This is a genomic window from Gymnodinialimonas sp. 57CJ19 (genome assembly GCF_038396845.1).
Classification (GTDB): Bacteria; Pseudomonadota; Alphaproteobacteria; order Rhodobacterales; family Rhodobacteraceae; genus Gymnodinialimonas.
Genome location: NZ_CP151587.1, coordinates 804,842 through 830,133, shown reverse-complemented (window position 1 = coordinate 830,133; position 25,292 = coordinate 804,842). Strand labels below are relative to the sequence as shown.

Below are 25,292 nucleotides of genomic sequence, written 5' to 3'. Positions count from 1 at the left end.
CGGCTCGTGCCAAGATTTGCAAAGGATGTAGGGGATGTCCATGACAGCTGCGCCCGTGAACACCGTAGATGACAGCGAAGTCGCCAAATTCGAGGCGATGGCCGCGGAGTGGTGGGACCTGAACGGCAAATTCAAGCCGCTCCACATGCTCAACCCCACGCGGCTCGATTACATCACCCAGCAGATCGCGGCTGAGTTTGGCCGTGACTTGAAGGCTGAGGCGCCTTTCGCCGGTTTGCGTATTCTGGATATCGGCTGTGGCGGCGGCCTTCTGGCCGAACCGATGGCCCGGTTGGGCGCCGATGTGGTGGGGGCCGACGCGGCTGCGGGCAACATCCCCGTCGCGCAGGTCCATGCCGCGCAATCGGGGCTAGAGATCGACTATCGCCACACCACCGCCGAGGCGATGGCCGACGCGGGCGAGCAATTCGACGTCGTCCTGAACATGGAAGTGGTGGAGCATGTGGCCGATCCCTTGGGCTTCCTGACCGCCTGCCAACAGCTTCTGAAACCGGGCGGTCTGATGGTCTGTTCGACCCTGAACCGCAACCCCAAGAGTTTTCTGATGGCGATCATCGGCGCGGAACACGTGATGCGCTGGTTGCCGAAGGGCACCCACGAATGGTCAAAATTCATCACCCCGGACGAGCTTTTCGCGCTGATTGGCCAAGCGGGACTCGACCCGGTGGATCGAAAGGGCTTCGTCTTCAATCCGGTGCTGTGGACTTGGGGGATCAGCGCGCGTGATCTGAGCGTTAACTACGTCACAGCCTCGGTCAAACGCGCCGCCTGAAACGGGGCCTAAGCGCCATCGCCTTCCAGCTTGCGGCGCACATCGCGCAGCAGCGGCAAGGCATCGCGGACCTTTCCGGGGCCAATCTCGGCCACGGCTTCTGTCAGGATCGGCACAATCGCGGCAATCGCCACCTCTCGTGCCCGACGCCCGGCAGGACTGATCGAGATCATCTTGCGCCGCGCATCGTCCCAATCGGGCCGCACATGGATATGTCCGGCCCATTCCAGCTTGTTCAGCGTGTTGGTCATCGCCCCGCGCGTCAGGTGAAACGCCCGCGCCAGTTGCGCGGGGGATTTTTCATCCTGAGTGGCCGCCAGATGGTTGAGCACGGAAAAGTGGCTCAACTCCATCCCCTTGGGCAAAGCTTTCGACAGCCGAGCCCGTGCCAGCTGGTCGATCATGAAGACCTCGCTGAACAGCGCAACAGAGAGAGGATCGTCGTGCTTGGACATACCGCGGAGTAAAGCGCCGCGCCGCAGCAAGACGCAAGGGGAATAGCGCCAATCGGGTCAGTCTGCCGCGAGTAAGGCGTCCAGTTTACCGTTCCGCTCCAACGTGGCCATGTCGTCGTAGCCGCCCACATGGGTGTCGCCGATGAAAATCTGCGGCACGGTGTGGCGGCCATTGGCACGGCTCAGCATTTCTTGCCGTTTGGCGGGCTCTGCGGCCACGTCGATCTCGGCGTAGCTCACGCCCTTGTCTGTCAGCATCCGCTTGGCGGCGTGGCAAAACCCGCAGAGCGGAGAGGTATAGAGCGTAACATTGGCCATGGCAGAGCGCTTTCCTGAGGAACAATAGAGGTCCCTATTTAGGTGTCTCCCCCCACCCGCGCTAGGGCCAAGACAGACACTTTTTCGGCACCGGCGCGGCGACAGGCCTCGGTCGCGATGGCGAGGGTGGCGCCAGAGGTCATGACATCGTCGATCAAGAGCACATTGCGTCCCTCCAACGCACTGCCTTTGCGGGGGTGGGGAATAATCGCCTCGTCCACGTTCTGGAATCGGGCATCGCGCGATCGCCCCTCCTGCGAGGGGGTCGGGCGCAGGCGAAGCAGCGCCATCGGTTCAACCTCGGCCGCGCAGTGACGCGCCAGCGACCACGCCAGAAGGGCCGCCTGATTAAAGCGGCGACGGGCAAGGCGGGTCCAATGCAGGGGCACGGGGACAAGCAAGGGATCATCCTCCAGCAAATCCGCCGCCGTCCGCGCCATCCAGGGGCCCGCGGCCCGGGCGATATCGGTTCGGTCCCCGTGTTTCAGAGCCAAGACCAGCCTTCGGCCCACCCCTTCATAGGCAAACACTGCCCGCCCATGGTCCCAGGCGCGGGGCACGCGCTGGCATTCGTTGCAAATCAACGCTTCCCCTTCCGCCGCGGTTTGGCCAGGCAACCCGGTGCCGCAAAGATCGCAAGCTGCCCCCAGAATGAACGGCGTATCGCCCCAACAGGTGCCGCAAATCGCAAAGGCATCCTCGACCCGTGCCGAACAATTAAGGCATTCCGGCGGAAACACCGCATGCAGCATGGTTTGCAAACTCATACCTGTCCCCTAGATACCGCGCAGTGATCCCCTGCGCAGAGCCTCAATTTGCAACAGCCACAGCCCCGCCTGACCGACCAGAACGCGCTTGCCGCGCACCGCGCCCGTGCGACCCGAACCGCCCATATTGCAGACGCGCGGTTCCTTCACGACGAGGCCATTGCCGAGCTTCAGGAAAGACTCGAGGACGTTAATAGAAGGTTTACGCACCCGGTAATTGTGAGCGATTTCCCCACAATTTGGTGCGAATTGCTTCCAAATGCCCCAATCATCCCCATGACAGAGGCTCTGGACCTGAAACCGGGTGCCCATGATCTGGTGGTGCACGCCATGGGCCTGCATTGGGCCGATGATCCCGTGGGCCAGGTGGTGCAATGCGCCCGTGCGTTGCGACCCGATGGGTTGTTCCTGTCCGCGGCTTTCGGTGGCAGCACCCTGACGGAGTTGCGGCAAGCTTTGGCACAGGCCGAAAGCCAAGTGATGGGCGGGCTGTCGCCCCGCGTCGCGCCGATGGCCGAGGTCCGCGATATGGGGGCGCTGTTGCAACGGGCCGGCTTGGCCTTGCCCGTGGCAGATACGCTTAGAAAAACAGTGACTTACGGTAGTGCCCTCGCGCTGATGCACGACCTGCGGGCGATGGGGGAAACCAACGCCTTGGCGGGCCGCCACCGGGCCATTCCGCCCCGTGCCCTGTTCCCCACCACAGCCGCGATCTACGCGCAGATGTTTCCCGCCGATAACGACCGCATCAGCGCCAGCTTCGAGCTGGTGTTCCTGACCGGATGGGCGCCCCACGACAGCCAGCAAAAACCCCTGCGCCCCGGTGCGGCCAAGTCACGTCTGGCGGATGCGTTGAAAGTGCCCGAGTTTGGCGAGGACGCAAAGCCCGTTCCCAGCCGCCCGCAAGACGACAAACAAGATTGAGATGACACCGATGCAAGACACCCAAGCCCCCGCCCTGCCCCATGCACCTGCCGACCACCCGAAGGTGAAACGCGGCAAGGTCGGCGTGCTTCTGGCGAACCTTGGGACGCCGGACAACTACGATTACTGGTCGATGCGCCGCTACCTGAGCGAGTTCCTGAGCGATAAGCGCGTCATCGACTACCCGGCGTGGAAATGGCAGCCTTTGTTGCAGCTGATTATCCTGTCGAAACGGCCCTTCACCTCGGGTGCGGCGTATAAATCCATCTGGAACCACGAGGCGGGCGAATCGCCTCTGGCCACGATCACCAAGGATCAGACGGCGAAGATGAAGGCGCTGATGGCGGCGCGCTACGGCGATGATGTGATCGTCGACTACTGCATGCGCTACGGCAACCCCTCGACCCAATCCAAGGTTGATGCGCTGGTCGCCCAGGGATGCACCAAGATCCTGTTTTTCCCGCTTTATCCGCAATACGCGGGGGCGACGTCGGCCACCGCTTGCGACCAGTTCTTCCGCGCCCTGGAGTCGGTGAAATGGCAACCACAGGTGCGCACGACCGAGGCGTATTTTGACAACCCCCTCTATATTGACGCGCTGGCCCAGAGCATTGAGCGGGCCTATGCGGCGATGGAGAAAAAGCCCGATATCCTTGTCGCCAGCTACCACGGCGTGCCGCAACGCTACCTGATGGAGGGCGACCCCTACCATTGCCATTGCCAGAAAACGACGCGCCTGCTGAAAGAGCGGTTGGGGTGGGATGACACGCAGATCATCACCACCTTCCAATCCAAATTTGGGCCAGAGGAATGGTTGCAGCCCTACACCGTGGAAGAGGTGGCGCGACTGGCAGAGCGCGGCAAGAAATCCATAGCCGTATGTGCGCCTGCCTTCTCGGCCGACTGCATCGAGACGCTGGAAGAGATTAACGAAGAGATTCGTGAAAGCTTTGAGGAAGCGGGCGGCGAGAGCTTCACCTATATCCCCTGCCTCAACGACGATGACGCCCACATGGAAGCGCTGGCCAGCGTGGTGCAAAACAACCTGTGCGGCTGGTTGGACTGAAAGCCGCGCCTCAGCACAAGAAAAGCGGGCCCTTAAGCTCGCTTTTAATCATAAAATCAAAGATTTGGCGCTTTTTTCAGGCGGCCTGAAGCTCTGACACCGGACGGCCGGTGAACGTCTGATTGCCCACGCGCACGATGACTAGACCACTGGACAGACGTTTCACGAAATTTCCCTGAATGGACACACATGTCCCGATAATAACGGTGGTCAGCACAGATCATCTCCCCAGATACTGTGTCTACAGTTTAGACAAACAGGTTAACAAATCACTCAAAAAATCGACATTGTTGAAAGATTCTCGAAAATTTTCCGAAAATCTCTTTGAATGCTGGTCTAGAGCCAATCCCTCAGGATCGGGATTAGCGGAATGTCGGCGGGCGGCATGGGGTAGTTGCGCAGCTCAGCCGGACGCACCCACTTCAACGCCTGTCCTTCACGGGACTGGGGAATCCCCTCCCATTTGCGGCAAGCGAACAAAGGCATCAGCAGGTGAAACTTCTCGTAGGCGTGGCTGGCGAAGGTCAGCGGCGCGAGGCAAGAGGCCCAGGTGTCGATGCCCAGTTCTTCCTGAAGCTCTCGGATCAGGGCCTGTTCCGGGGTTTCGCCGTCTTCGACCTTACCGCCGGGAAATTCCCATAGGCCGGCCATGGATTTGCCCTCGGGGCGCTGAGCCAGAAGCACACGGCCATCGCGGTCAATCAACGCGACAGCGGACACCAGAAGGACGCTCATGATCGGTAATCGGCGTTGATCTGGATATAGCCGTGGGTCAGGTCGCAGGTCCAAACCGTTGCGGCCCCGTCGCCAACGCCCAGATCGACATCCACCAGCAATTCCTGCTGCTTCATATAGGCCGCGCCAGCGTCCTCGGTGTAGCTTTCCGCGACCCAGCCGTTTTCGGCCACAAGGATATCGCCGAAGCGGATTGTCAGAAGATCCCGGTCCGCCTTTGCGCCGGATTTGCCCACGGCCATGACGATCCGGCCCCAGTTCGGATCCTCGCCCGCGATGGCGGTTTTCACCAGCGGAGAGTTCGCGATGGAACGGGCAACGCGGGTGGCGTCCTCGTCGCTATCGGCCCCGCTGACGCGGACCTCCACGAACTTGGTGGCCCCTTCGCCGTCGCGCACGATTTGGTGGGCGAGGTCTTGCATCACCGTCAAAAGCGCGGCCTGAAAACCTTCATGCGGCGCGGTGAGCGGCGCGTTACCAGCGAGGCCCGTGGCAGCCATCAACACGGTGTCGGACGTGGAAGTATCGCTATCTACCGTCACGGCGTTGAAGCTTTGCACGTTACAGGCCGACAGCATCGCTTGCAGCGCAGCGGGCGCAATGGCGGCATCGGTGAAGATATAGCCCAACATCGTCGCCATATCCGGCGCGATCATACCCGAGCCCTTGGCGAATCCCATGATCGTCACCGGCGTGCCATCAAGGTCCAGCGTGGTCACAGCGCCTTTGGGGAACGTGTCCGTCGTCATGATGGCGCGGGCGGCGGGTTCGGTCGCGCTGGCATCAAGGCTGGCGGCAATCTTGGGCAAAGCGTCGGTGATCTTGGTGGCGGGAAGCGGCTCTCCGATCACACCGGTAGAGGATGTGAATACGTGAGAGGCCGGGAGATCCAGTGCGGAAGCGGCGGCGGCGGCGATCAGATCAACATCGGTGACGCCACGCTTGCCGGTGAAGGTATTGGCGTTGCCGGAGTTCACGACAATTGCAAAGCCCGCCTCTGGCGGGACAATGGCAAACCCCTCATCCCCGGAAAGGCCCGCAAGCTTCGCCTGACAGTCCAACACAGCGGCGGACCGCGTGGCAGAGCGGGTGAATACGCCCGCTATCGACGATCCCGGCGCGATTTCGGCCAGCATCACATCGACGCGGTTGGCTTTCTTGATGCCAACAGCGCCCGCCGCAAAGCGGACGCCGTCAATCTTGGGAAGCTCAGGGAAGCTGGCAGGCGCCAGTGGAGAGACGGTTGGCCCATCTGTTTTAGGGGTAGTCACGCGCGTCTCTCCTTGCTGAGCTTATTCCGCGATCAGGTCTAGGTTGCGGATCATGGCAGGGTCAATCTCCACTTCCGCGCGGGAGACATCGGCCGCCTCGGTCAGCTCTTCCAGACGGGCATCGACGCGGGCGCGGCGCACGGCCTCTTCCAGCTCGGCGCGGACATCTTCCAGCGTTGGAGCGGCCTGTTCACGGGTCTCGTTCAGCAACACGACGTGCCAGCCAAACTGCGTCTGCACGGGGGCAGAAACTTCGCCCGGCTCCAGCTCGAACACGGCTGCTTCAAATTCGGGCACCATCATGCCCGCGGTGAACCAACCCAGCGCGCCGCCGTTCGGACCCGAGGGGCCTATGGAATTTTCAGCCGCGAGTTCGGCGAAATCTGCGCCTGCTTCCAGCTCGACCAGCATGTTTTCCGCATCTTCCTGACCTTCCAGAAGGATGTGGGCGGCGTTGTATTCGGTGGTAGGCTCGACCGAGCCGTACGCCTCATCATAGGCAGCTTGCAGTTCTTCGTCGCCCAGATCGGCCATGGCGACATCGTCCATATACATGGCAGCAAGGAAGGCACGGCGTTCGTTTTCCAGACCCAATTCCATCGCGCGGGTGACGTTGCCTTCGGCTTCATCGGCCAACACTTGCTGTTGAATCAACTGTTCCAGCATGCCTTCAAACAGCACCTCATCGGGCAGTTGCTGGTATTCGGCTGGCAACATCTGACGCATGGCGATCAGGTGGCCCACGGTGATGTCGTTGCCGTTTACGGTGGCCAAAACGGTCTCGGCGCTGGCGTGACCATCGGCATAGGCCGGCGCGGCAAGAGCAGCGACAAGGCTGACCGAGGCTAAAAGCTTCTTCATGGACGAAATTCCTTTGTGTGGAGCGACCATCCCAAAAGGCAGGATCGCCTTACGTTGACTATCATCAGGCCGCCCCTTATCTCGCTTACGGGTTACACGAGCCCCGGGATTGACCGTTGGCGCTATAGGTAGACCGCGCCGCAGGGTCTAACAACCCGAGGGGCCACACGAATTGTTCAGACGGCGACGGCCCGCCTTAGAGGTCGTGATAGAGGTTGATAAGTATGCTCGGACTGGGAACGATTGCGAAAAAGGTGTTTGGATCGCCAAACGACCGCATGGTGAAAGCCGTCCGACCGATCATCGCAAAGATCAATGATATGGAGCCCGAGTTCGAGGCGCTGGACGACGCTGGCATCATCGCCAAGACCGATGAGCTTCGTAACCGCGCCCTGAACGGCGAAAGCCTTGATGACTTGCTGCCCGAAGCCTTTGCCAATTGCCGCGAAGCTGCCAAGCGGGCCTTGGGGCTGCGGGCCTTTGACGTGCAGATGATGGGCGGCCTGTTCCTGCATCGTGGCAACATTGCCGAGATGAAAACCGGCGAGGGCAAGACCCTTGTGGCCACCTTCCCCGCCTATCTGAACGCGCTGACAGGCGAAGGCGTCCACGTGGTGACGGTGAACGATTACCTCGCCAAGCGGGACAGCGAATGGATGGGCAAGGTGTTTACCGCGCTCGGCATGACAACGGGTGTTGTCTACCCGCGCCAGCCCGACGCCGAGAAACGCCAAGCCTACGCCTGCGATATCACCTACGCGACCAACAACGAGTTGGGCTTTGACTATCTGCGCGACAACATGCGCGGCTCCATCGCCGAGATGGCCCAGCGCGGTCACAACTTCGCGATTGTGGATGAGGTGGACAGCATCCTGATCGACGAGGCGCGGACGCCGCTGATTATTTCGGGTCCGACCCAGGACCGCAGTGATTTGTATCTGTCCATCGACAAGATCATCCCCTTGGTGCGCGAAGAACACTACACGCTGGACGAAAAGACCCGGCAAGCGACTTTCACCGACGAAGGCAACGACTTCCTTGAAGAAACGCTTTCTGCCGAAGGTATCCTGCCCGAAGGCCAGTCGCTTTATGATCCAGAGTCGACCACCATCGTTCACCACGTGACCAACGCCCTGCGGGCGCACAAGGTGTTTTCCAAGGACAAGGAATACATCGTCCGCGACGGCGAGGTTGTTCTGGTCGATGAATTCACCGGCCGCATGATGCCCGGACGCCGCATGTCCGAAGGTCTGCACCAAGCGATTGAGGCCAAGGAAGGCTGCAAGATCCAGCCCGAAAACGTGACGCTCGCCTCGGTGACGTTCCAGAACTACTTCCGCCTGTATAAGACCCTCGGCGGCATGACCGGCACGGCCACCACCGAGGCCGAAGAATTTGCCGACATCTATGGCCTTGGCGTTGTGGAGATCCCCACCAACCGCGGCATTGCGCGGATTGACGACGACGATGCCGTTTATCGCACCGGGGCCGAGAAATACGCCGCCATCGTCGAAACCATCCGCGAAGCCCACGCCAAGGGTCAGCCGGTTCTGGTCGGCACCACCTCGATCGAGAAATCCGAGATGTTGGGCCAGATGCTTACCGAAGCGGGCCTGCCCCATTCGATCCTGAACGCCCGCCAGCACGAGCAAGAAGCCAAGATCGTTGCCGATGCAGGCAAGTTGGGTGCGATCACCATCGCCACAAACATGGCCGGCCGCGGCACCGATATCAAACTGGGCGGGAACCTCGAGTTCCAGATCATGGAAGCCATCGCTGCCAATCCCGATGCCGACCCCGAAGAAATCCGCGAGCGGATGGAAGCCGAACACGTGGCCGCCGAACAGGCGGTGAAAGATGCGGGCGGCCTCTATGTTCTGGCCACCGAGCGTCACGAAAGCCGCCGCATCGACAACCAGCTGCGCGGTCGTTCCGGTCGCCAGGGCGACCCCGGCCAATCCAGCTTCTTCCTGTCGCTGGAAGACGACCTGATGCGTATTTTCGGGTCGGAACGGTTGGACAAGATGCTCAACACCCTCGGCATGAAAGAGGGCGAGGCGATCGTTCACCCCTGGGTCAACAAATCGCTGGAGCGCGCGCAAGCGAAGGTCGAAGGCCGCAACTTCGACATCCGTAAGCAATTGCTGAAATTCGACGACGTGATGAACGACCAGCGGAAGGTTGTCTTTGCGCAGCGCCGCGAGATCATGGGCGCCGAAGACATCGCCGAAGTCGCCAAGGACATGCGCGATCAGGTGATCGAAGACATGATCGACACCTACATGCCACCCAAGTCCTATGCGGACCAATGGGACGTACACGGCCTGAAAGAGGCCGCGCAAAAGGTGCTTGGCCTTGATCTGCCGATCGAGACCTGGGCCGACGAAGACGGCGTCGATCAAGAAGAAGCGACGGCACGGCTGGAACGCGCGGCAGACGAATACATGGCCTCCAAGGCGGCGCAATTCGGCCCCGAGCAGATGCGTAACATCGAAAAGCAGATCCTGCTGCAAACCATCGACCAGAAGTGGCAGGAACATCTGCTGGCGCTGGAACATCTGCGGTCGGTCGTGGGGTTCCGGGGTTACGCGCAGCGCGATCCGCTGAACGAATACAAGACCGACAGCTTCACGCTGTTCGAATCGATGCTCGACAGTCTGCGCGCCGATGTGACCGAGAAACTGGCCCGCATCCAGCCGCTAACCCCTGAGCAGCAAGAGCAGCTTCTGGCGCAACTGCGTCAACAGCAAGCGGCTGCGGGCGGCGGTACCACGGCAGGCAATGCCGAGGCAGAGGCTTTCGTGGATGCCAAGCCCGGTTTCGTGGAGGATGACCCAAGCACATGGGGCAATCCCGGTCGCAACGACGATTGCCCCTGTGGGTCTGGCAAGAAGTTCAAACATTGCCACGGGCGGCTTTCATAGCAGCGAATCGGTGTCGCAGGGGGCTGTTCAGCCCTTTGCGGCAAAACTGAGAAGACTTCAGACAATCCGCCCCGGATTCCGTGCATTTCCGGCACATTGATGCCCCAGTAATGAAAGATACCCACCCCTTGAGATTTTGAGGTGGAGTGTCCCGGAGATGCTGAATTCCCTAGTTATTCGTGTGGCTGCAGGCGGCACTATGGTTCTTGGCGGTGCCTTATACGCGATGGAATCGGGCTGGATTGAGGGCCCTAATCCGTCCCAAGAAATTAATCATTTTGTTGAAGAACAGACGTTAACCTCGTCTTCGCGCCCGGCGCGGTCGATGGCCCCGCAATTGCCGTTGATCGAGCAAAGCGACGTGACCCTGCCCATGGCAGAGCAAGCTCTTGCCCCCGAGGCGACGGTTGTCCCGGCCTCTTTCGACGATCCATTGCCCACGCCCAATGCCCCGATCACCGAAGAAACAGAGCTTAGCCCCCTTGGCCTGCCCTGCGATATCTCGGTCACGGCAACGGCTATGCCAGCGGCCATGGTGGCGCTGGATGTGATGGCCCCGTGCCGTACCGATGCAGCGGTCACGATAGAGCACTCTGGCTTGCAGATCGCTGCCAACACCGATGCCCTTGGCCTGCTGACCCTTGATATCCCCGCCTTTGAGACGCCTGCCTTCTTCTCGGTCAGCTTTGATGATGATCTGACAGAGACCGTCCTGGTCGGCCTGCCTGATCTGCGCGACTATGACCGGATCGGACTGAGCTGGTTGGGCAACATGGGGTTGGAATTGCACGCGATGGAATTCGGCGCCACGTTCGGAGGGCCGGGCCACGTTTGGCAAGATGCCCCCGCCAGCCCCGAGGCCGCGACGTCCGGCAATGGTGGCTTTCTGACAACAGTGGATACGGGCGTCAGCGTTGCGCAGATCTACACATTGCCCCGCGCCACTTTGCGCGAAGGTGACAGCGTGCGCTTGTCGATTGATGCACCCGTGACGCAGGCCAATTGCACCCGCAACGTGTTGGCCCGGACCCTGCGGGCCGAGGCCGGCAATCCTGTTGATGTGACCGAGCTGACCTTCACCGTCCCGTCCTGCGACGCGGTGGGTGACGTTCTGGTCTTGCAAAACTTGCTGGACGACCTGAGACTCGCCTTGAATTGAGGCCAACGCACCGGGTTTTCGCATGTCGAACCATCTTTGGGCGGTCCTTGGGGCCGCCCTTTTTTCATGCCTGATCGGGCCTGTCGCCGCACAGGATGTGGAATTACGCTCGCTGGACGGGTCGGTAGAGCTTGAAGGCAACCTGATCTCTTACGACGGGGCGTTCTACCGCTTGGACACGGTCTATGGCGCGCTGACCGTATCGGCAGAAGGCGTGTCTTGCGCCGGGCCGGGCTGCCCGGATTTGACTAACTTCGTCGCCGAAGCCCGCGTGGCTGGAGCCGCTACGGTGGCCGAAGGGCTTTTGCCGGAGTTGTTAGAGGCCTTCGCGCACTCCCAAGGGATGCAGGTCTCGGTGGAGGAGGGAACCGACTACGTCTTGCGCCGCGCCGATGGATCAGCGGCGGCCCGCTTCGCGGTGACGCCGGGCAGCACCGATGACGGGTTTCTGGCGCTGCTGAACGATGAGGCGGACATCGCGCTGGCCCTGCGCGAGCCTTCCCGCGCCGAAGTGGCCGCCTCCGAGGCCGCAAGCCCCGACGACCCGCCGCTGGACGACCGGGTGCGCGTTTTGGCACTGGATGCGCTGGTGCCGGTGGTCTCTGGGCACAACCCGATAAACGCGTTGTCCCTGCCGGACGTGGCGCGGCTGTTTTCGGGAGAGGTAGTGAACTGGCAAGAGTTGGACGGCCCCGACGCGCCTGTCGCCCTGCATATGTTGGCCCCCGGCTTGGGCCTGTCGCAAGCCTTCGAGGCACGGGTACTGCTGCCCTCGGATGCCGAAGTGGGGCCAGAGATCATCCGCCACGAAAGCGCCGAAGCCTTGGCGATTGCCGTCGCCCACGATGCTTATGCGGTGGGCATCACCGCGCGATCCGGCGTGGGCCCGGCCCGCGCGGTGCCGCTGATAGGCCAATGTGGCTTCCCGCTGAGCGCCAGTGTCGACGCAGTGAAGGCCGAAGATTACCCCCTGACCGCGCCGGTCTATATGTACCTAGCACCCCGTCGCTTGCCGCTGCTGGTCCGGCAGTTTCTGGCGTTTACGGAAACCGAACTGGCCGAAACCCATGTGGCGGAGGCGGGGTTTGTGAACCAGCTTCTGACCCGCACGCCGCTGGCGTTGCAGGGAGAGAGGCTTGGCAACGCCATTCGCGCCGCGGGCGAAGACGTGGGCCTGGACGATCTCCAGCATGTGATGGAGGTGTTGGGCACCGCTGAACGTCTGTCCACGACATTGCGGTTCAACCCCGGTGGGGCGGCGTTGGACATCCAGTCCCGAGCCTCGGTCGGGCGGTTGGCTGCAGCAGTGGAGCGCGGAGCCTTTGATGGGCGACAGCTGATTTTTGCGGGTTTCTCGGACAGTGACGGACCGTCGGTGGTGAATGCACGGCTATCGCTGCGCAGGGCGGGGGTCGTAAGGGACGCCGTGTTGGCCGCTGCGATCGCGGGGGGCGAGCGGGTAGAGATGGTTTCCGTCGGCTTCGGCGAAGCGATGCCGATGGCCTGCGACGACACCGAATGGGGCCGCGCAGTGAATCGGAGGGTCGAAGTGTGGTTGGATTAGGTTTGGCGGTTCTTGTGGTATGAGAGGCGGACTGGGGCGCTGCCCCAGACCCCGGAGGTGTATTTGCCAAGATGAAGGAGGGAGCCGCGTTAGAGGTAGCCTTCTGCCCGGAAGCTGAGTTCACGGGCTTTACCGATGACAAGGTGGTCGTGGATGGCGATGTTGAAAACGCCAGCAGCATCGCGCATGGCGAAGGTCATTTGCACGTCCGCCTCTGATGGGGTGGGATCGCCGGAGGGGTGGTTGTGCACGAGGATCAAGGCGGTGGCGTTGAGTTCCAGGGCGCGCTTGACGACCTCACGGGGATAGACGGGGACGTGATCGACGGTGCCGTTTGCTTGGGCCTCATCAGCGACGAGGACGTTCTTACGGTCCAGGTAAAGGACGCGGAATTGTTCCAGATCGCGGTGGGCCATCGCGGTTTGGCAATATTCCAGCAGCGCATCCCAGGACGACAGGATTGGTTTCTGGATCACTTTGGCACGGGCCATGCGGTGTCCTGTCGCCTCGATCAGTTTAAGTTGGAAGATGACTTTGGCGCCGACGCCGTCCACCTCTTTCAGGCGAGCCTCGGGCGCGGCGAGGACGTGGTTGAGGTCGCCAAATTGGGCGATGAGGCGTTTGGCAAGCGGTTTGGTATCGCCCCGAAGGATGGCGCCGTAGAGGATCATTTCAAGCAGCTCATAATCCGGCACGGCATCGGCGCCGCCTTCGGTGAAGCGCGCGCGCAGGCGGTCGCGGTGTTTGAGGCGGTGGTCTTCGGCCCCTTTGGAGGGACCAGCGGCCTTGCGGGGGGCCACCGGGGCGGCGTCAACGAACCGGGGCGATGCTTCATCAAAGGAGAAGGTGGGTTGATCGGACATGCGGCGAGGGTATCGCGAAAATGGTTAACAGATCGTTATTCCGCCCCCCGGAGGTGGGTCAGCGGTAGGACCAGGTGTTCAGGATTTGGCCAGTGATCGTTGCGGCCAAAGTCACGGGGTCGGTGACCCGGACACGGTCCCGGTCGATATTGATCGTCACGAGATAGCTTTCCGCCTGGGTGGGATGGGCGAGCAACACGGCTCGGGTCAGCATGTTGGCATCGTGGCGCGGGTCCCGGTAGGCCAGAAGCAAGTGGACCGCCGCAGCCGCATTGCCCAGGTCGACCCGGTTAAATTCCAGAACCTCGGTGTCCGGGAACAGGTCGGCCCAGATCGGGTAGAACTGCATTTCAAGAACCTCGGCTGCGGCAAGGGCGCGGGTTGCGACCGGGTCATCGGCGTCTTCGTGCATCGGAACGAAGCCGTCTGTGATCTGCATATTCTCCAGAAAAGTAAGCTCCCCCCCGTCGCCAATCCGCGAGAACTCCACGATCAGCACCTCGGCCCTGTCGGGATCGGATACGGTTCTGACGGCAAGGTTGGGGTGGTTGGGCAACAGAAGATCGACCGGGGCGAGAATGGGGATGCCGTGGGCGGCCGCGTAGTCCTCATCGAGGGCGAACGGGTCCGGGCTCTGGAAGGCAGTGGCCGACAGAGTGGTGGGGCTGGAACCGTCCTGGGCCTGTCCTGTCAACGGAAAGGCAATGGCAGCCATTAGCATCAGGAAAGCAGCGCGCATGGAAAAGTCCTTTGGGCAAAGGACTAAGGGTAGGCAGAACTGTGCTTTCAGGTCAAATCTTAGCCGTAAGTCGGGTGGAACCGGCCTGAGGGCGAGAGGGTGAAGATCTCGAACCCGTCCGCTGTCACGCCGATGGAATGTTCAAACTGGGCGGAGAGGCTCTTGTCCCGTGTCACGGCGGTCCAATCATCGGACAGCACTTTGGTTTCTGGCCGCCCGAGGTTCACCATCGGTTCAATCGTGAAGAACATGCCCTCTTCCAGCACGGGGCCGGTGCCGGGGCGTCCGTAGTGCAGCACGTTGGGTGGAGAGTGGAACACTTGCCCCAAGCCGTGACCGCAGAAATCACGCACGACGGACATGCGCTTGCCCTCGACGAAGGACTGAATCGCATAGCCGATATCGCCAAAGGTTTTGCCAGGCTTCACCACTTCGATGCCTTTGAACAGCGCGTCATGGGTTACCTGGATCAACCGCTCGGCCTTGCGGGGCAGGTTGCCTGCCACATACATCCGAGAGGTATCGCCGAACCAACCATCCACAATCACCGTCACGTCGATATTCACGATATCGCCGTCTTTCAGCTTCTTTTCGCTGGGGATGCCGTGACACACCACATGGTTGATGCTGATGCAGCTGGCATGCTTGTAGCCACGATAGCCGATGGTGGCGGATTTGGCCCCGGCCTCGTCCACCCAAGCCTCGATCTGCGCATCGAGGGCGGCGGTCGTGACACCGGGCACCACAAGGGGCGCGATCCGGTCCAGAATGTCAGCCGCCAGCGCGCCCGCCTGGCGCATGCCGGCGAAATCTACCGTTTGGTGAATGCGGATGCCGTCCTTCGTCAGGCGGCCTTTGAAATCGTCCAAGGGAAGTCTCCATCGCCCGTGTCTTGGCCCTAAATAGGCCCGCTTTTCGCAAATTGCCAGTGATGGCGTGGGGCAAGCGCCTGCAAGTGTCTTAACCGGGGAATTGCCTTGCCGGGTCAACGGGCATCGGGCCTGTCAGGGTGATGCCTTCGGTCGTGATATCGGTGCCGTGGCAAAGGACCTCCACCCCCGCATCCCGGGCCGCGTCGAAGGCTTGCGCATAGGCCGGGTCCAGATCGGGGGCGAGGCGGAAGCGGGTGCAATCGGTACGCTGCACCACATAAAGCATCACGGCCCGCCCCCCGGATTGTGCGATTTTCGTAAGCTCGCGCAGGTGTTTGGCCCCCCGGGCGGTCACGCAATCGGGGAACTCGGCCCAGTCTCCCTCGCGCCGGAGATGGCAATTCTTGACCTCCACATAGGCATCGGGGCGGCCCGGCTCCGACAAAAGGAAGTCGATCCGAGAGCTTTCATCCCCGTATCTCTGTTCCGGTTTCATGCTGGAGTAGCCTTGCAGCGCCTCAATCCGGCCCTCGGTCAGCGCCTCTTTCACCAAGGCGTTGGACAGGCCCGCATCAATGCCCGCAAAGTGCCCGCCCGGCAGTTCCACCAGCCGCCAGCCGTATTTCAGCTTCTTTTTGGGGTCGTCATTGGGCAGCAGCCAAATTCGCGCATCGTCGTCCTTCAGGCCCAGCATTGCGCCGGGGTTGGGGCAATGGGCGGTGATCTCGGTCCCATCCTCCAACACCGCATCGGACAAAAACCGTTTGTAACGGCGCAAAAGGCGGGCGGGGACAAGGGGGGATGGAAAGCGCATGAGGGGGGACGTATACCCGAAGGTAACACAATCCAAGGGACTTGGAATATGGGCAACCCAACTGCCGCTATGCTTGTGATCGGGGATGAGATCCTTTCGGGTCGCACACGCGATAGCAACATGCACCATCTGGCGCAGGCCTTAACGGATCACGGCATCACGCTGGCCGAGGCACGGATGATCAGTGACGATCACGCAGGCATCGTACGCCATGTGGCCGAGCTTTCCGCCGCCTTCGACCATGTCTTCACCTCGGGCGGGATCGGGCCCACCCATGATGACATCACGGCAGAGGCAGTGGCAGAAGCGATGGGGGGCCCTTGCGGCATCCGCGACGATGCCCGCGCCATCTTGCAAGCCCATTACGACCGCTCCGGGCAGGAGCTGAACGAGGCCCGCTTGCGCATGGCCCGCATCCCCGATGGGGCCAGCCTGATCGATAACCCGATCAGCGCCGCGCCGGGGTTCACCCTTGGAAACGTTCATGTGATGGCGGGCGTGCCCACGATCTTCACTGCGATGCTGGCGGGGCTTTTGCCGACGCTGACGGGCGGCGCGCCGATGGTCAGTGCCTCCTTGCGGGTTGAGCGGGGCGAGGGCGACATCGCGGGGCCTCTGGGTGATCTGGCAGAGGCAAACCCGGACGTGTCCCTTGGCTCTTACCCCTTCACCCACAACGGCATTCACGGCTCTAACGTGGTGGTCCGTAGCCAAGACGCGCAGGCCGTTGACCGTGTGATGGCGTCCTTGCGTGCGCTGTTCCCCGAGGCGACCTGAGCACCCCCCCATGAACATTACCGATATCTTCCCCGTTCTGACGGCCACCTGGCCCGCCGCCGCGACGCGTAGCGTTGGCCCTTTCACCGTTCCCTCCCCTGATCCCGGCGGCAACCGGGTCAGCGCCGCCCGCCTCACCGATCCAACTGCGAGGAGCGTCAGCGAGGAGGAGTTGGCCGCCGCAGGCGCGGCGATGGCGGCCGAAGGCCGCGCGCCGCTGTTCCAGGTTCTCGATACGCAAGCCCCGCTGAACGCCCTACTCGATGCGCAGGGCTACACCGCCCGTGACCACACCGTCGCCATGGTTATCCGCTCAGCCGATCTTGCCGCCACGCCGCCGCCTGTCACCGCCTTTGACATCTGGCCGCCTCTCGCCATTCAGACCGAGCTTTGGGACGCAGGCGGCATTGACGCCGCGCGCCGCGCCATCATGGACCGTGCCGATTGCGTCAAGGCAGCGCTGTTTGGCCGGATCATCGACAAGCCCGCAGGGGTCGCCTACGTCGGCATTCACGGGGACATCGCCATGCTCCACGCGCTGGAGGTCGCCCCGGTGGCGCGGCGCAAAGGCATGGCAGCCCATATGATGCGGACAGCGGCCAAATGGGCGGCAGACAATGGGGCGACGTGGCTTTCCATCCTCGTGACGCAACAAAACCACGCGGCTCAAGGGCTTTACACTTCCTTGGGGATGCAACCTGTGGGAACCTACGCCTATCGAGAGAAAGTAGGCGGAACAGCCCAGTGATATCTTCTCGCCCGTTTAGCCGTTGCAACGCAGCTTTGCTGTGCATGGGGTTGGCTTGCCTGCCATCCTTGGCAAACGGGTTCGAGCTGGCATTTCCCGGCACCGCCGAGCTTATCACCTCCACCAGCGTGGCCGATGGCCGTCATCCCGTCGCAACGGGCCCTTGGTCCGAGGCCGGCTTGCCGTCCCACGATGCCTTTGGGGTCGTGCAACAGTTTACTTGGCAGGTGTCCGGCGCGGATATCACCACCGTTACCCTGCTCTCTTCCCTGCGGGAACAGATCGAAGCGCAGGGGTTTGAGACGCAATTCAACTGCTTTGCCCGTGCCTGTGGCGGGTTCGATTTCCGCCATTCCCTGCCCGTGGGCTCGGCCCCCGAGATGCATGTCGATCTGGGGGATTTCCACTACCTCTCGGCCGCCTCCGATGATGGCGCATCCGAGGTAGCTTTGATGATCTCTCGTGGCGGGTCAGTCGGGTTCGTGCATTTGGCCCTGATCCAGCCCCCGTCCGAGGCCGAAGACCCGGTTGTCCAATCCTCTCGCGGGCCTGACATTGCCATCAGCGACGTTGCCCCCGACGCCCTGATTGACCGCCTTTCCAGTGTCGGCTCTGCCCCTTTGGACGATTTGCAGTTTGAAACCGGGGCCTCGGAACTGAGCGGAAATAACTACGCCTCCCTGGCCGCACTTGCGGTGTATCTGGCCGAAAACCCCGCGCTTCATGTGGTGCTTGTCGGGCATACCGATGCGGCAGGCTCCTTGTCGGGCAACATCGCCCTGTCGCGGGCCCGCGCGCTCGCGGTGAGGGCTTATCTGACCGAAGACCTCGGCGTGGACCCGGCGCAGGTCGAGGCACAGGGCATTGGCTACCTCGCGCCCCGCGCCACCAATGCCACACCGGACGGGCGCGAAGCCAATCGACGCGTCGAAGTGGTCATCGCTGATCCCCAATAACAGGGTCTAACTTGGGCGTTAGAGCCTGTTATTAGAGGCAAGCGCACCGGTCAGAACAGTCTCGATCCAAGAAGCCCTTCCCTTCCTATACAAAAAATCCCGGAGGATGCACGAGGCATCGTCCGGGATGAGTTGAGCTATCGGGGCGTAAGTTTGCAGAACGTCCCCAAACAGCGCGGCAAAGCGGGGATCACCAGTCTTCAGGACCTTTGTCACGGAAGGCTTCGACAAGGTAATCAATGAAAGAGCGAACCTTGGGCTGGATGTAGCGGCCCGGCGGGTACACGGCGTAGACGCCTTGGACGTCCGTCGGCAGGTCCGGCATGGCGTCAACCAACAGGCCCTGTCGCAGGGGTTCGGCATAGAGGAAGCTGGGAAGGTAGGCGATGCCGAGCCCCCCCACCGCGGCGTTCAGAAGGCTTTGCCCGTCGTTGACCGTCAACCACCCGGCGGTGCGCACCTGACGCTGCTCACCCGAGGGGGCGGTCAGTTTCCAGACGTTGCCCGATGAGGCGTTGGAATAATGCAGCAGCTTGTGTTCGTTCAGGTCGTCGATCCGTTCGGGCCGGCCATATTCCTCGAAGTAGGAGGGGGCGGCGATCATGCGGCGCTGGGTCTCGCAGATCTTGCGGGCCATGAGAGAACTGTCTTCCAACTCTCCCACGCGGATCGCCATGTCGAAGCCTTCTGAAATCAGCTCTACATAGCGGTTATTGAGGACCATGTTCACGGTAATTTCCGGGAAAGCATGGAGGAATTCGCCCAGAATGGGCGAGACATGATTAACGCCGAAATCCGTCGCAATCGAGACCCGCAACGTGCCGGAAGGGGCGCTTTGCATGGCCGTCACAAGGGCATCGGCTTCGCCTGCATCATTCAGAACGCGGCGGGCGCGGTCGTAGTAGGCAAGGCCGATTTCCGTGGGACTAACCCGCCGGGTCGTGCGGTTCAGCAGCCGTGCGCCAAGGCGCGCCTCGAGGGAGGACACGTGTTTCGAAACAGCCGATTTAGAGATCCCCATTTTCTTCGCGGCATCTGTAAATCCACCTTGGTCCACCACGGTGGCGAAGGCTTCCATTTCTGTAAGACGATCCATACTCGTTCTGCCCTTATACTTGTTGCCATCGTTCTGGCGTTGAATTGGGGCAAAAAAGGGATGGGGCTTTGTTCAAAGAGCGATTATTCCGCGGATCGTTCAAGGCACGGCAACAAAGGATTACCTTTTGTTTACGATTGCACCCGGATCACCGGTGGCGTTAGCGTCCCGGCAACAATCATCCGAAACAATCAGAGGGTTCACGATGAACTATGCTCTTGCCCGCGCTGAGATGGCCGCCGCATTCCGCCTTACTGCCCGCGAAGATATGCACGAGGGGGTGGCGAACCACTTTTCCCTGGCGGTGAACGATACGGGCACACAGTTCCTGATTAACCCCAAAAAACATTTCAGCGTGATGAAAGCGTCGGATCTGTGGGTGATTGATGCCGATGACCCCTCGACCATGGAAGGAAACGACGCGCCGGATCAGACGGCTTGGGGGTTGCATGCATCCCTCCATCGGCACGTACCCCACGCACGCTGCGCGATGCATGTGCATTCGACCTATGCCACGGTTCTAGCGTCCTTACAGGATTCGCGGTTGCCCGCGATCGACCAGAATTCGGCCATTTTCCATAACCGACAGGTGGTGGATGAGAACTACGGCGGTCTGGCCCTAGAAGAAGAAGGAGAGCGCTGCGCAAGGTTGTTCCAGGACCCCAGCATTCGCACGATGATCATGGGCAACCACGGCGTGTTGTTCATCGGAGAGACCGTGGCAGAGACCTTTAGCCGGATGTACTATTTTGAACGCGCCGCAAGGAACTACATCATCGCCCTGTCGACAGGACGGGCGTTGAGGGAATTGCCGGAAGAAGTGGCCGAACTGACCGCAAGGCAGATGGAGGCGGACGTGGGTGCGGACCAAGATGTGTTGGACGGCATGCGGGCTGTGCTGGATGCCGAAGGGTTGGATTACGCTGCGTAAAGCGTCGGACTAGGTAACGATGTGCGGCGGATAGGGCGCGTATCAGAGCAGATGTTCCGGGCGGGGCTGGTGTTGGAGCCTCCGGCGGGAGTATTTTTGCCAAGGTGAATGAGGGAGCGTGGAGCACTTTGGCGAAGCGGGCAGTGAAAAAGCGAACAGCGACAAAGAAGACGGAATCGCGGGCGCGGCGTTGCGCAAGGGTGTTTCGGCGCTGGTTGCTACGGGGCGTGTTTGGGGTGGCCGCGTTGATGGTGGCGTGGATTGTGCTGTACGCCTTCGTGCCGGTGCCCACGACAATCTATATGCTGCAAGAGCGGGCCCGGTTGGGCGGTGTAGAGCGCGACTGGGTGGCGATGGAGGACATCGCGCCGGTTTTGGCGCGGTCCGTGGTGGCCGCGGAAGACGCGAATTTCTGTCTGCATTGGGGGTTTGACATGTCTGCCATTCGAGATGCGATCGCCGAGGGCGCGGACCGGGGTGGGTCTACGATCAGCCAGCAAACGGTCAAAAACGCGTTTCTATGGCACGGTCGATCATGGGTGCGTAAGGCGTTGGAGGCGGCGATCACACCGGTGATGGAGCTGATATGGCCCAAGCGGCGCGTGTTGGAGGTATATCTGAACATCGCCGAATTCGCGCCCGGCGTATTCGGGGCAGAAGCCGGCGCGCAACATCATTTTGGGGTCGCGGCGGCGGATTTGAGTGCGCGGCAGGCGGCGCTTATGGCCGCGGTATTGCCGAACCCACAGCAGCGCAATGCCAGTGCCCCATCGGATTTCGTGAACCGCCGTGCCAGGTCTATTGCAGACGGAGCGGCTACAATCCGCGCTGATGGCCGTGCCGATTGCTTTGCGAATTGATTTTTCCTGATCCAGATTGCAAAGACAGCAAGAACCCGAAAAAGAGCAGCCCCCGATGAACCGCCTCTATCATTTCCCATTGTCCCCGTTTTGCCGGAAGGTTCGCCTGATCCTTGCGGAGAAGCGTATTGAGGTGGAGCTGGTGGATGAGAAGTATTGGGAGCCCTCCAACGAATTCCTGCGCCGCAATCCGGCAGGCAAGGTGCCGGTCCTGAAGATTGACGGTCTGACGCTGAGCGACAGTTCCGCGATCTGCGAATACATCGAGGAAACGGTGCCAGAGCCGTCCCTGATGCCCCGCGATCCGGTCGCAAGGGCCGAGGTGCGCAGGCTGGTGGCGTGGTTTGACGACAAGTTCTACAAGGAAGTCACCTGCAATCTGGTGCACGAGAGGGTCCACAAGAAGCTGATGCGGGGAGGATACCCCGATGGCCGCGCGGTGAAGTCCGGGGCGCAGAACATCAAGTTCCACATCCACTATATGAATTGGCTGTTGGATCAGCGGCGCTGGTTGGCGGGCGACAAGATGACGATGGCGGATTTCACCGCTGCCGCGCATCTAAGCTGTCTCGACTACATATCCGATGTGGATTGGAGCCTGAGTGAGCCGGTGAAAGACTGGTACGCGACGATCAAGTCTCGGCCTGCGTTCCGCTCGATCCTGGCGGACCAGATCTTTGGCTTCCCGCAGCCGCCCCACTACGCGAACCTCGACTTTTGAGCGCCTTGAAACACGCCCTTCTGGCCGAATCCGTTGCCGCGGGTTTTGCCAAGATGGGTGTTTGTCGCCCCGATGCGGTGCCGGAAACCGCGGAACGCCTGAAGGCCTTCGTTGACGCCGGATATCACGGGCAGATGGGTTGGATGGCAGAGCGGATGCATTGGCGCGGTGATGCCAGCGCGCTTTGGCCCGAGGCGAAGTCGGTCATCATGCTGGCCGAGCCCTACGCGCCGGACATTGACCCGTTGGAGCCCCTGAAGGCGCACGATTGCGCCACCATCAGCGTTTACGCCCAAGGGCGCGATTACCACGATCTGGTGAAGAAGCGCCTGAAGCGTGTGGGGCGCTGGCTGCTGGAGCAAGCGCCGGGGGAGCAGATCAAGGTGTTCGTGGATACCGCCCCCGTAATGGAAAAGCCGCTGGCACAGGCGGCGGGCCTTGGGTGGCAGGGCAAACACACCAACTTGCTGGGGCGCGATCTGGGCAGCTGGTTCTTCCTGGGCGCGATCTTCACCACCATTGAACTGCCCGTCGACGCCCCCGAGGCCGAGTATTGCGGCAGTTGCACCGCCTGCCTTGATATCTGCCCGACCGATGCCTTCCCCGCGCCTTTCCAACTGGATGCGCGCAAGTGCATTTCCTATCTGACGATTGAACACAAAGGCCCCGTGGCCGAAGATCTTCGCGCCAAGATGGGTAATCGGATTTATGGCTGCGATGATTGCCTTGCGGCCTGCCCGTGGAACAAATTCGCGCAAGCGGCACGGGATATTCGCTATGCGCCGCGTGAGGGTATGCAATCACCACCACTGGCTGAACTGGCGACGCTGGATGATGCAAGCTTTCGGGAGCGATTCTCGGGCTCTCCGATCAAGCGGATTGGACGGAATCGGTTTGTGCGCAATGTGCTTTACGCGATTGGCAACTCGGGCGATGTGGCACTAACGACGGCGGCGCAGCCCTTGGTGGATGATCCCGATGCGGCGGTGGCAGATGCCGCCCGGTGGGCAGTGGAGAGGTTACAATGAAACTTCTGATATTTGGCTACGGGTTTACGGCCAAAGCCTTCGCCAAGGCGGCCCCAGACGAATGGGAGATCATCGCAACCACGCGCTCGGCGGAAAAGGCGGCCCAGATGCAGGGCGTCACGCCGCGCATCTTCCCCGGCGATGACTTGCGTAAAGATGTGGCCGAGGCGACCCATATCCTGATCTCTGCCGGGCCGCAGGACGGGCGTGACCCGGTGCTGGCCGAACTGCATGATGCCTTTGCGGCAGAAAAGCCCCAGTGGGTCGGCTACCTGTCCACGACGGGCGTCTACGGCGACCATCAGGGGGGCTGGGTGACAGAGGACACGCCATTGACCCCCACCAGCATCAGGGGCGAGGCCCGCGTCGCAACCGAGGGCGAATGGCTGGACCTCTACAAAGACCACGGGTTGCCGGTGCATATCTTCCGCCTTGCGGGCATTTATGGTCCGGGGCGTGGGCCGTTTGCCAAGGTGCGCAGCGGCAACGCGCGGCGGGTCGTGAAAGAGAATCAGGTGTTCAGCCGCACCCATATCGACGACATCGCGCAGGTGCTTCTAGCCTCTATCGCGCGCCCCAACCCCGGCGCGGCCTATAACGTTTGCGACGATCAACCCGCGCCGCCCCAAGACGTGATCGCCCATGCGGCCAAACTACTGGGTCTGCCGATTCCCCCGGAGGTTGCCTTTGAAGACGCCGAGATGACGCCCATGGGCCGCAGCTTCTATTCCGAATCCAAGCGGGTCGATAACACCCGAATCAAAGAGGAATTGGGGGTAAAATTGCTCTACCCTGACTACGACACCGGCTTAACTGCGCTTCTTTCCGCTGAACGCGAAGGCTAACCCTCGCATCGGGCGCGGACTTCGGTGTAACAGGGGCAAACTCCGATAGGTGAACAGACCATGCGTTTCCTTTTGATTGCTATTCTGACTCTGGCCGCCCTGACGGGCTGTTCGCGGTTCATCGACTATGATGGCCCAGAGGTGACGCGTGTTGTCGTCTACAAGAACGACCGCATCATGTTCCTGATGCACAACGACGAAATCCTGGAAACCTACGAGATCGAGTTGGGCTTCGCCCCCGAAGGTCACAAGCTGGAAGAGGGCGACGGCCGCACGCCCGAGGGTGAATACGTCATCGACCGGCGCAATCCCAACAGCCAGTGGTATCTGTCCATTGGGATAAGCTACCCCAATGCCGAAGACATCGCCCAGGCCCGTGCTCGTGGCGTCAGCCCCGGGGGGGATATCTTCATTCACGGCACACCGCGCCCGTCGCGGCGAACCGATGATTGGACAGCGGGATGTATCGCCGTGAGCAACGCCGAAATGCGTCAGATTTATGCGATGGTGAACAACGGCACACCGATCTCCATCTATCCGTAGATCTGCCGTAAGAATCACCCCCCAGCAGCTTGATTCGGCAGCATTCCATGGTCGCAAAAACGCCGGATTGCGCGCACATTCGAGGTGAAATCGCGCCGAAAACGCCTTTAGTTAAAGGGCGATGGGAAGAAGTGTTGCCAAATTGACGACATGGCCCGTTTCCGATGCCAGCGAGAATTTCGCCAGCATTGCAATCAAACCGGGTTGCTGCTTAAAGAAAAGTACGAGGTACAGTCTTGGGTGCCCCAACCTGCGCATAGTGCGCAAAAGGGGCGTATCTTATAAGGATATCTACTATGAAAAAACTCGCTCTCGCTGCTGCACTGTCTGTTGTCGCCACTGGCGCATTCGCAGGCGGTTACGTTGCTCCTACGGTCGTTGAGCCCGTAGTCATCGTTGAAGACACTGGTTCTTCCGCAGGCGGCATCTTGGTCCCAGCCATCGCAGTTCTGCTGCTGGTTCTGGCACTGCACCACTCCTGATCCGCGGATCAGAACTTACGATTTGAATTGGCGCTGCCTTCGGGTGGCGCCTTTTCTTTTCTGCAACACCTTTGATTTCTGTTGTAGAGAATATTGCACAGCCTGTTGCAACACTGGGGGCCGAAAGGCTAATCATCTTGCCAAGGTCTTAAATATATCTGCCCAACCTACGCATACTGC

28 protein-coding genes are annotated in these 25,292 nt (G+C 61.1%); 16 read left to right on the top strand and 12 right to left on the bottom strand.

The window, feature by feature from the left end:
* The first annotated feature begins 40 nt into the window (after positions 1–40).
* Positions 41–793, top strand: coding sequence for a bifunctional 2-polyprenyl-6-hydroxyphenol methylase/3-demethylubiquinol 3-O-methyltransferase UbiG (gene ubiG / locus AADW23_RS04050; protein ID WP_341864269.1), 753 nt, complete (start codon positions 41–43; stop codon positions 791–793).
* An 8-nt stretch (positions 794–801) separates the two neighbouring features.
* On the opposite strand, the gene AADW23_RS04045 is transcribed toward ubiG, so the two are convergent.
* Genes AADW23_RS04045 through AADW23_RS04035 form a run of 3 tightly spaced genes read right to left on the bottom strand, consistent with a single transcriptional unit; the run spans position 802 to position 2,333 of the window.
* Positions 802–1,248 carry a MarR family transcriptional regulator gene (locus AADW23_RS04045; protein WP_341863250.1) on the bottom strand — a complete coding sequence of 149 codons (447 nt, stop codon included), beginning with the start codon at positions 1,246–1,248 and terminating at the stop codon, positions 802–804.
* Positions 1,249–1,305: 57 nt separating this feature from the next.
* The gene (gene grxC / locus AADW23_RS04040) at positions 1,306–1,566 is read right to left on the bottom strand and encodes a glutaredoxin 3 (RefSeq protein WP_341863249.1); all 261 of its coding nucleotides are present in this window, start codon (positions 1,564–1,566) and stop codon (positions 1,306–1,308) included.
* Between the two features lie 38 nt (positions 1,567–1,604).
* Entirely contained in the window at positions 1,605–2,333 is a 729-nt protein-coding gene (locus tag AADW23_RS04035) for a ComF family protein (RefSeq protein WP_341863248.1), read from the bottom strand.
* Positions 2,334–2,381: 48 nt separating this feature from the next.
* Here AADW23_RS04035 and AADW23_RS04030 point away from each other — a divergent pair, with 48 nt between their 5' ends.
* Positions 2,382–3,257, top strand: coding sequence for a methyltransferase domain-containing protein (locus AADW23_RS04030; RefSeq protein ID WP_341863247.1), 876 nt, complete (start codon positions 2,382–2,384; stop codon positions 3,255–3,257).
* Positions 3,258–3,267: 10 nt separating this feature from the next.
* Positions 3,268–4,323 (top strand): ferrochelatase, encoded by a 1,056-nt coding sequence (hemH, locus tag AADW23_RS04025; protein ID WP_341863246.1) that lies wholly within the window; start codon positions 3,268–3,270, stop codon positions 4,321–4,323.
* 76 nt (positions 4,324–4,399) lie between these two features.
* On the opposite strand, the gene AADW23_RS04020 is transcribed toward hemH, so the two are convergent.
* The 4 genes from AADW23_RS04020 to AADW23_RS04005 all read right to left on the bottom strand — a co-directional run bounded on the left by AADW23_RS04020 (position 4,400) and on the right by AADW23_RS04005 (position 7,190).
* Positions 4,400–4,540, bottom strand: coding sequence for a hypothetical protein (locus AADW23_RS04020; protein WP_341863245.1), 141 nt, complete (start codon positions 4,538–4,540; stop codon positions 4,400–4,402).
* Between the two features lie 119 nt (positions 4,541–4,659).
* Positions 4,660–5,058, bottom strand: coding sequence for an 8-oxo-dGTP diphosphatase MutT (mutT, locus tag AADW23_RS04015; RefSeq protein WP_341863244.1), 399 nt, complete (start codon positions 5,056–5,058; stop codon positions 4,660–4,662).
* A complete protein-coding gene (argJ, locus tag AADW23_RS04010) occupies positions 5,055–6,329 on the bottom strand; it encodes a bifunctional glutamate N-acetyltransferase/amino-acid acetyltransferase ArgJ (RefSeq protein ID WP_341863243.1) in 1,275 nt (424 codons plus the stop codon). The genes mutT and argJ overlap by 4 nt, the downstream gene beginning before the upstream one ends.
* A 21-nt stretch (positions 6,330–6,350) precedes the next feature.
* Positions 6,351–7,190: a peptidylprolyl isomerase gene (locus AADW23_RS04005; RefSeq protein WP_341863242.1), complete on the bottom strand. Its 840-nt coding sequence runs from the start codon at positions 7,188–7,190 to the stop codon at positions 6,351–6,353.
* Positions 7,191–7,414: 224 nt separating this feature from the next.
* On the opposite strand from AADW23_RS04005, the gene secA reads away from it, so the two are divergent.
* The 3 genes from secA (at position 7,415) to AADW23_RS03990 (ending at position 12,837) form a co-directional block, all read left to right on the top strand.
* Positions 7,415–10,114: a preprotein translocase subunit SecA gene (gene secA, locus AADW23_RS04000; RefSeq protein ID WP_341863241.1), complete on the top strand. Its 2,700-nt coding sequence runs from the start codon at positions 7,415–7,417 to the stop codon at positions 10,112–10,114.
* A gap of 157 nt (positions 10,115–10,271) precedes the next feature.
* Positions 10,272–11,273, top strand: a complete 1,002-nt coding sequence (locus AADW23_RS03995) for a hypothetical protein (protein WP_341863240.1) — start codon at positions 10,272–10,274, stop codon at positions 11,271–11,273.
* Between the two features lie 22 nt (positions 11,274–11,295).
* Positions 11,296–12,837, top strand: coding sequence for a phosphate ABC transporter substrate-binding/OmpA family protein (locus AADW23_RS03990; protein ID WP_341863239.1), 1,542 nt, complete (start codon positions 11,296–11,298; stop codon positions 12,835–12,837).
* A gap of 89 nt (positions 12,838–12,926) precedes the next feature.
* Here the strand turns inward: AADW23_RS03990 and radC are convergent, their stop codons facing one another.
* The 4 genes from radC to sfsA all read right to left on the bottom strand — a co-directional run bounded on the left by radC (position 12,927) and on the right by sfsA (position 16,125).
* Positions 12,927–13,700 carry a DNA repair protein RadC gene (radC, locus tag AADW23_RS03985; protein WP_341863238.1) on the bottom strand — a complete coding sequence of 258 codons (774 nt, stop codon included), beginning with the start codon at positions 13,698–13,700 and terminating at the stop codon, positions 12,927–12,929.
* Between the two features lie 58 nt (positions 13,701–13,758).
* Complete coding sequence (locus tag AADW23_RS03980; protein WP_341863237.1) at positions 13,759–14,439, bottom strand: hypothetical protein; 681 nt, start codon at positions 14,437–14,439, stop codon at positions 13,759–13,761.
* Positions 14,440–14,498: 59 nt separating this feature from the next.
* The gene (map, locus tag AADW23_RS03975; protein WP_341863236.1) at positions 14,499–15,308 is read right to left on the bottom strand and encodes a type I methionyl aminopeptidase; all 810 of its coding nucleotides are present in this window, start codon (positions 15,306–15,308) and stop codon (positions 14,499–14,501) included.
* A 91-nt stretch (positions 15,309–15,399) separates the two neighbouring features.
* On the bottom strand, positions 15,400–16,125 hold the full coding sequence (gene sfsA, locus AADW23_RS03970; protein WP_341863235.1) for a DNA/RNA nuclease SfsA: 726 nt from the start codon (positions 16,123–16,125) through the stop codon (positions 15,400–15,402).
* A 48-nt stretch (positions 16,126–16,173) separates the two neighbouring features.
* On the opposite strand from sfsA, the gene AADW23_RS03965 reads away from it, so the two are divergent.
* Genes AADW23_RS03965 through AADW23_RS03955 form a run of 3 tightly spaced genes read left to right on the top strand, consistent with a single transcriptional unit; the run spans position 16,174 to position 18,606 of the window.
* Positions 16,174–16,902: a molybdopterin-binding protein gene (locus AADW23_RS03965; RefSeq protein WP_341863234.1), complete on the top strand. Its 729-nt coding sequence runs from the start codon at positions 16,174–16,176 to the stop codon at positions 16,900–16,902.
* A 10-nt stretch (positions 16,903–16,912) separates the two neighbouring features.
* Complete coding sequence (locus AADW23_RS03960) at positions 16,913–17,650, top strand: GNAT family N-acetyltransferase (protein WP_341863233.1); 738 nt, start codon at positions 16,913–16,915, stop codon at positions 17,648–17,650.
* Positions 17,647–18,606 carry an OmpA family protein gene (locus AADW23_RS03955; RefSeq protein ID WP_341863232.1) on the top strand — a complete coding sequence of 320 codons (960 nt, stop codon included), beginning with the start codon at positions 17,647–17,649 and terminating at the stop codon, positions 18,604–18,606. Before AADW23_RS03960 ends, AADW23_RS03955 begins: the two co-directional genes overlap by 4 nt.
* A gap of 190 nt (positions 18,607–18,796) precedes the next feature.
* Here AADW23_RS03955 and AADW23_RS03950 read toward each other — a convergent pair whose 3' ends face one another.
* Positions 18,797–19,702, bottom strand: a complete 906-nt coding sequence (locus AADW23_RS03950) for a LysR family transcriptional regulator (RefSeq protein ID WP_341863231.1) — start codon at positions 19,700–19,702, stop codon at positions 18,797–18,799.
* A gap of 205 nt (positions 19,703–19,907) precedes the next feature.
* Here AADW23_RS03950 and AADW23_RS03945 point away from each other — a divergent pair, with 205 nt between their 5' ends.
* From AADW23_RS03945 to AADW23_RS03915, 7 genes are all read left to right on the top strand, one after another.
* Positions 19,908–20,633, top strand: a complete 726-nt coding sequence (locus AADW23_RS03945; RefSeq protein WP_341863230.1) for a class II aldolase/adducin family protein — start codon at positions 19,908–19,910, stop codon at positions 20,631–20,633.
* Between the two features lie 128 nt (positions 20,634–20,761).
* Positions 20,762–21,493 carry a monofunctional biosynthetic peptidoglycan transglycosylase gene (mtgA, locus tag AADW23_RS03940; protein WP_341863229.1) on the top strand — a complete coding sequence of 244 codons (732 nt, stop codon included), beginning with the start codon at positions 20,762–20,764 and terminating at the stop codon, positions 21,491–21,493.
* A gap of 55 nt (positions 21,494–21,548) precedes the next feature.
* Entirely contained in the window at positions 21,549–22,214 is a 666-nt protein-coding gene (locus tag AADW23_RS03935) for a glutathione S-transferase family protein (RefSeq protein ID WP_341863228.1), read from the top strand.
* Positions 22,211–23,242, top strand: coding sequence for a tRNA epoxyqueuosine(34) reductase QueG (gene queG / locus AADW23_RS03930; protein WP_341863227.1), 1,032 nt, complete (start codon positions 22,211–22,213; stop codon positions 23,240–23,242). Before AADW23_RS03935 ends, queG begins: the two co-directional genes overlap by 4 nt.
* A complete protein-coding gene (locus tag AADW23_RS03925; protein WP_341863226.1) occupies positions 23,239–24,087 on the top strand; it encodes an SDR family oxidoreductase in 849 nt (282 codons plus the stop codon). Before queG ends, AADW23_RS03925 begins: the two co-directional genes overlap by 4 nt.
* Positions 24,088–24,147: 60 nt before the next feature.
* The gene (locus AADW23_RS03920) at positions 24,148–24,630 is read left to right on the top strand and encodes a L,D-transpeptidase family protein (RefSeq protein WP_341863225.1); all 483 of its coding nucleotides are present in this window, start codon (positions 24,148–24,150) and stop codon (positions 24,628–24,630) included.
* 296 nt (positions 24,631–24,926) lie between these two features.
* On the top strand, positions 24,927–25,112 hold the full coding sequence (locus tag AADW23_RS03915) for a hypothetical protein (protein ID WP_341863224.1): 186 nt from the start codon (positions 24,927–24,929) through the stop codon (positions 25,110–25,112).
* The last annotated feature ends 180 nt before the right edge of the window (positions 25,113–25,292 follow it).